This window comes from Cesiribacter sp. SM1 (assembly GCF_020178975.1).
GTDB lineage: Bacteria > Bacteroidota > Bacteroidia > Cytophagales > Cyclobacteriaceae > Cesiribacter.
Genome location: NZ_JAHXBU010000101.1, coordinates 1 through 6,585 on the forward strand (window position 1 = coordinate 1; position 6,585 = coordinate 6,585).

A 6,585-nucleotide genomic window follows, 5' to 3' on the forward strand; every position below is an offset into this window, starting at 1 on the left:
GGTTATGGGCAATGGTTCTGATCTCATGGGTGGCACTATCCAGCATGGAAACCGTATGGTCGAATTTCTGGAAGCGTTCAGGTACAGCTTCTTCGCTTTTTAAGATACTAAGGTGCATTTTAGTGGCTGAAAGAATGCCACCCACGCCATCGTGCAGCTCACGGGCCAGCCTGCTGCGTTCTTTTTCTTCGCCCTCCATGAGCGCCATCAGTACTTTCATCTCACCTTCCCTTTTAAGGGCGGCCAGCTTTTCGGCATTGGCCTTTTGTTTATTACGGTAAATCAGATAAAATATTACCAGTAACAGAAGCAAGCCCAGTACTATAACTGCTGAAAGGTATATAAATGTGTTTTTTTTCTGAATTTCTAAATTACTGTTGGCGATGAGGAGCTGCTGTTCTGCAATTTCTTTCTCTTTTTGAGAGGTTTGGTATTCAATTTCAAGTTTATGGATGTTTCGATGGTTTTCGGCACTTAACAGCGAATCGTTCAGTATTTCATACTTTTTTCTGAAATCAAGGGCAACATAGGGCAGTTGCAGCTTTTCCATAATTTCAGATCCTAGCAAAAATTGTTGCCTTAGCTCTTGTTTTGCTTGTGCTTGGGTACTGATGGCAATACCTTTTTTTATAAAATCACTTGCAGCCTCATATTCATTTAATAAAAAATAGGCATTTGCAAGCCCCCAATAAATGCGTGACTCATAATCTGAAGAAGGGTAACTTTTAAGTACTTCCAGGGCATTTTGGTACTGCACTAATGCATCTTCAAGGGCTTTACTGTCAATGGCTACATCCGCAAGTTCCAGGTAACCATCTAGTGCATAACTTGGGTCATTCAGTTCTTGGCTAAGCTTAATCACTCGCCTGCTGTAGCTGGCAGACTGAGCGTAGCGCTTATAAAGCCTTTCACTATTGGCTAAATTTATAAGGCTACTAGCGATTCCAAAGGTGTCACTGTTTTGCACAGCGAGCTCATAACTCTTTTTTGCGTAAAAGAGGCCTTTCTCTTTATTTTTTAATTTTAGAAAAATAGAAGAAATGTTATTGCTTAGAAGTTGCTGCATGTCATAATCCTTGGCTTTTTCGGCTATATGGAGCGCTTTCAGGTAGTAAATAGCAGCAGAATTGAAATCACCCAGGTAATTGTATTCGGCACCCACATTATTATAGGCGGTGGTTAGCAAACGATCGTTTTTAAGCTTTTTACTGATTTCTACCGATTCTAAAGTTAATGTCAGCGCTTCATCATAACGACCCTGTCGATTCAGCACAAAAATATAATAGCTAACAAAATCAGCTATTCCTTTTATGTAGTTTTCCTTTCTGGCCAGTGCCTCAGCTTTTAGAAAATAAAAGGCAGCGGAGTCAATATTTTCGTTAACTAGATGTTTGTCTCCATCCAGAATATAAGTATTTACCTCTTTGATAATTTTCTGATCAACATCCACCTGAGCATAACTAACTGAAACACATATCCATGAAGTTAACACCATGAATATGGCAAACAATCTTGATAGGTACGGCATATATTTAGCGTATGAAGAATGGTGAATAAATCATGACATGCATGGGATCATAAGAACAACAAATATGTTCGAGCCTGGCTATCTAAGTAGCTGTTCAACAATAACAAAGAATGAATTTACATAGAAGATAACACATTAACAATACACAAAATTATTACATTAACAGTACTTGGAGCATGTCGGGCGGCATACATGTACACAATAGCTTCTGACTTTCTTATAATTGCTTTTTTAGAAGATTATGTCTCCGGATAAAACAGATTCTTACTACAGCTTTTATCTTAGAAGGATGATTCCTGCCTATTTTCTATTATCACATCAATGGCCTTTCTTTCCCCCTGGGTTTACTACTATACAACCTTGTTTTCCTGGCTGTTATAATATTCTTGTGCAGGCTTACTACGTACTACTACCTATTTGTATAACTCCTGCATTCTACGCATACATTCAAGCCTGTTAACCAATAACTTTATGTCTTTATAGGAATCTAAACACCTAACAATACTGATTTTTATGATTGTGAAAAGAATCAAAAGAAGAGAACAGGCTAAATTCTTACCCACCCTGTTTCTGCTGCTATCACTTTTTAGTTTCCAAAATATTGCTAACGCACAGATGCCTGATAGCATCAGGCATTATCTGGATACGGTTATCACTATAGCACAAAAGGAGTCTTTTTATACCCATAATGTGAATTGGAAATCTCTCCGGAAAGAAATGTATGCGAAGGCTGCAGAGGCTAGAAAGAGCTCAGACCTGAAAAGTTCATTTCAACTAATGCTGGAAAGCCTGGGCGATTACCACGGCGGCGTATATTTCGCAGATGGAGCAATGGCAGAATATCGATTACCAAAGACAAGACCAGGGAGCCCGGAACTGGATACCATACAAGCCATGTTACGGAAAAAAGCATTCCGCCTTACCTCCCGTACAATTGATCAGCAGTGGGGATACCTTCTTATCCCTAGTATCGGAGGAATTGGATCTGAACAACTAACCAGGAATGCCAGGTTAATACAGGATGAAGTAAATAAAATTAATGCAAAGGGAGTAAAAGGCTGGGTTATTGATCTGCGCTATAACCCAGGAGGAAATATCTATGCAGTTGCCACAGGAATGGCTGCTTTCATACCTGAGGGAGCTTATCTGCAGTACATAAAATCCAATCATCAGCCTGCTTTCAGACTGCAAATGGAAAGCAGCAACCTTTATACCCAGGGCTTTAAGCCAACCAGTCTTGAGAAGATAGAACACATTATTCCAGAAAGTGTGCCTGTTATGGTACTGGTTAGCCGTTTTACTTCCAGTGCAGGCGAGATGCTCGCCTATTTATTACGTCAACGAAAAAATTGCATCATCATAGGGGAGGAAACCGGCGGCTACTGCTCTGGCACTACCTACCTTGACTTAGGAAATGTAGGCCTTAATATAACCACAGGCTATCCAATTCATCCCAATGGCAACATTTTCAGCTCTTTACAGCCTGATTTAGCCCTCCAGACCAAACATAGTCCGGCCAATATCGAGAAAGATAAGTTAGTGCAGAAAGCAATTGCTATGTTAAAAGCGGAGATTGAGTAATTCCGCCCGCAGATAATGGCAAGAGGACGGCCTGATGGTAAAAAGCCTAAGCTCCTCGAAGAATCCTACCGCCAGAGAAATGTGTTTGAAAGTCTCTTTTGAAGCCTCAAGAACATTGCAGGTTTATCTGAAGATTTGATAAGTTATTCAACTCATCCATATGAATCTATTTACAATTTTTTTTTAATATTAGCCATACGGTTGCAGGGGCTAATAAACTTTGATCCCTCCATAGAAGTAGCTGATATTTTACTTTCTGTTACGAGCAGTGTACATTGGCTTCATTTGCAGCCACAGTCTCATTTGTTTTGAATGTTTTCCTGGAGGATGGCCTGGTTTCTTAGTCTTAGATCAGCCAGAAGTGAAATTGCCCGTTATATTTACTACGGTTAATGATCAATACTTGATTGAAACCTTTCAAATGAATAACAATGACTACCTGCTAAAGCCCTTTAACTTTGAGGAACTTTCAGGCCTTATTACCAAGTATGAAAAGCGCAGTAGGGTTAATTTTTTATAACAACAAAGTGTAAGAGAGAACTCATAAGTCAGCTTTGTAAGCAGATTAAACTTGAATATGATTTCAACCATGAGTAGACAGAGGGATGTTCAGATTGCCCTATTTTTTGCAGTACTTAGCCTTGGATTTATTGTATTGGCATCTACCAATGCTACATTTTTTAATTGGGTATTCAACAGACACCAGAACGTTTTAAGCTGGTACATCAGGCCCCTGTTCATCATTCCTTTTTGCTACTTTGCCTATCATAGGAGCTGGACCGGCATTTCGGCCACCATTTTTCTCCTGCTTACCAGCATGTTCTGGTTTAGCCAGCCTGATACGGTGAGCGAGCAGGTAAAAGATTTTCTGCAGATGGAGCGAGATTGGTTAACAGCAGACTGAACCTTCTCAAAAATTGTAATGGCGTTGTTGGTTCCAGTTTCACTGGCAGCGCTTGGAGCAGCCTTCTGGTGGCGGAACTTATGGACAGGCATCGCAGTAATTGTACTAATCGCAGTAGGGAAAATGATGTGGAGCGTACGCTTTGGAGGTGAATCAGGAAGATCAGTGATCTTACCTGCCGTTGCAGGCCTTGCTTTGTGTATAGGACTGGTATACTGGGGCTTTAAGCGAGCTGAAAGAAGAAAATAGAGTAGAAACGTTTTTTTTTAAATCCATTCTCTGGCGTAGGAAAGCAGAACCTCTTAAACATAAATATCAAGACTCGCTGAACATCGACTGATGTATCAGGTGCGTGAGGATGAACTACTCACAGCCAAGGGTAGATACCGTTACAATTAGATAATAATTAGGGACAACAACAGTAGCTCTTGCACAACTCTTGTGTTAATCTATTACAGTAACATTGTCCTTTAATATGACGTTCGAAACAATAAACCAGGTTAAACCAATCAAAACACCTGCAACATCACTCAATGTGAATTCCATAAAAACCTCTACCATGCTTTTAATAACTGCCAGCACATCAAATCCTGCACCATTAGCCCAATTATGAACTGCTACGGCAAAGGTAGCACCTATGCCAACTCGACCCATCATCAAAATCAGGAAAAGATAGGTTCCTACAACTACAGAATATATAAAGTTTACGAGTACGCCCCAAATAATTGAAACTGTAGTTAATTCTGGAACGGTTTCAAAGCCTGTTTTCGTGATCCACTGTTTTGTTTCTTCACTTCCATGGAATGCCAGATAATTTACAACTACCATTTGAAGAAAAAATAGAATGGCAGTTCCTCCTATAATTATGAGTAATAACCTTTTAAGCTTCAGCTTTTGACCACTGCGGAAAAGAGGTACTATGCCTACAATTTGCCAAATCAAAAAAGCAATAAAAATAGTAGTGCTTACCCAAATCAACTTATTCCCTTCTGCAATTTTAGGGGACAGATCATCCCAAAAAGCACCAAAATAGTTAATGAAGGCAAACCAGACTCCTATGATGAGGCAAAAATAAAGGACACTCTTCATGACTACTACTCAAGCTTAAGTTCTTCTTATAAAAGACTTTATTCATTTTTAGGAGTAATTTTCTGCCAGATAAGTATAAAATTCCTTTTATTGATTTACCCCTCCTGAATTATGGATGTTGGTTTAGAACTATTGAAGTACTGAAACGACTCTTTCGAAAAATTACTTTTATTATGCCAGAAAGGGTTTTGATCTTCATCAGTCAGTTTTCACATGCAATTATCTATGGCAATCTATCGTATAGGCAAAAAAATAAATAACTCATTTATTTCCAATATTTTATGCTTCTATTGCAATAAAAATTAACAAATCGCATTTGCATGAATTATCGCCGCCCAAGCAAAGTGAGGGGCGTTGGGAGTTGGTAATAAAACGTTACCCTAGACAGTGATCAATGACAGTAGCAGCCAGTCTGTTAAAGAAGGGGGATTACATTGAGTAACAACATCCGCTACTGCGGCTCTCTATACTTTTTGAGCTGTAGTCTGCAAGCGAAATAAAGTTCAACAAATGATAAAATTAAGACCCGCAACAATTCAAGATCTTGATTTAATCAAGCACTGGGACACTAAGCAGCACGTGATTGATTGTGATCCAGATGATGATTGGAATTGGGAAATAGAATTAGCCCGAAATCCTGAATGGAGAGAACAGCTAATAGCCGAATTAGATGAAGAACCCATTGGATTTGTTCAGATAATAGACCCTTATCATGAAGAAACACACTATTGGGGAAATGTGGAGCAAAACAAGCGGGCAATAGATATTTGGATTGGAGAAGAGAACAATCTCAATAAGGGCTACGGAACGCAGATGATGCACTTGGCTATTGAGCGGTGTTTTAGTAAACCCGATGTAAGCGGAATTCTGATTGACCCTTTAAAAAGCAACATAAATGCTCACAGGTTTTATGAAAGAATAGGATTTGAATTTGTTGAAGAAAAAGAGTTTGACGGCACTGCTTGTTACGTGTATGAACTGAAAAGAAAGCCATCCGGCAACCTTGCCTGAGCACTATTGATAAATAATTTTGAAAGTTGCAGTTGGTACCCTATAGGAATAAGCTTTACCATCCCCGGCGGTATTATTGTACTGTCCGCCAGGAATAGATCAACATAAATTTGACTTTCGCTTTAAGATTGAACGCTTCTTCCATCGCCTCTTCAGCAGATTATTACTATTGATAATCTTTAGTTATCAATAGTAATAATTTTGCCAAAAAAAGGGCTACAGCTGGGGCTCTCCATCTTGAATTATATCCAGTTTTTCGCAAAATTCAATTGACTTAATTCGTGTGAAGGACGGGCTAACTTCCGTTCACATGTATTCGGGAAAGGTGACAAAAAAAATAATATTGATTTTTGTGTGCAGCAAGAAAAGCTGCTTTGAAGGTCACATACAGAATATTAACATGAAAATGCAAGGCATGAACAACTCCGACAAACACGATCAGCGTATAGCAAAAATGACCTTTGCCTCGGTT

Annotated in this window: 5 protein-coding genes; 3 read left to right on the plus strand and 2 right to left on the minus strand. The window is 39.2% G+C overall.

Annotated elements, in window-relative coordinates; all coding sequences use genetic code 11:
• Nucleotides 1–1,495, minus strand: a 1,495-nt coding sequence (locus KWJ01_RS27790; RefSeq protein ID WP_225000422.1) for a tetratricopeptide repeat protein, incomplete at its 3' end; no start/stop codon positions are given.
• A 546-nt stretch (nucleotides 1,496–2,041) separates the two neighbouring features.
• Here KWJ01_RS27790 and KWJ01_RS27795 point away from each other — a divergent pair.
• Together KWJ01_RS27795 and KWJ01_RS27800 are read left to right on the plus strand one after the other, a co-directional pair.
• Nucleotides 2,042–3,109 (plus strand): S41 family peptidase, encoded by a 1,068-nt coding sequence (locus KWJ01_RS27795; protein ID WP_225000423.1) that lies wholly within the window; start codon nucleotides 2,042–2,044, stop codon nucleotides 3,107–3,109.
• Nucleotides 3,110–3,698: 589 nt separating this feature from the next.
• Nucleotides 3,699–4,013 (plus strand): hypothetical protein, encoded by a 315-nt coding sequence (locus KWJ01_RS27800; RefSeq protein ID WP_225000424.1) that lies wholly within the window; start codon nucleotides 3,699–3,701, stop codon nucleotides 4,011–4,013.
• Between the two features lie 444 nt (nucleotides 4,014–4,457).
• Here the strand turns inward: KWJ01_RS27800 and KWJ01_RS27805 are convergent, their stop codons facing one another.
• Nucleotides 4,458–5,102 carry a hypothetical protein gene (locus KWJ01_RS27805; protein ID WP_225000425.1) on the minus strand — a complete coding sequence of 215 codons (645 nt, stop codon included), beginning with the start codon at nucleotides 5,100–5,102 and terminating at the stop codon, nucleotides 4,458–4,460.
• A 510-nt stretch (nucleotides 5,103–5,612) separates the two neighbouring features.
• Between KWJ01_RS27805 and KWJ01_RS27810 the strand changes: the two genes are divergently transcribed.
• Nucleotides 5,613–6,113, plus strand: coding sequence for a GNAT family N-acetyltransferase (locus tag KWJ01_RS27810; protein ID WP_225000426.1), 501 nt, complete (start codon nucleotides 5,613–5,615; stop codon nucleotides 6,111–6,113).
• Nucleotides 6,114–6,585 lie beyond the last annotated feature (472 nt).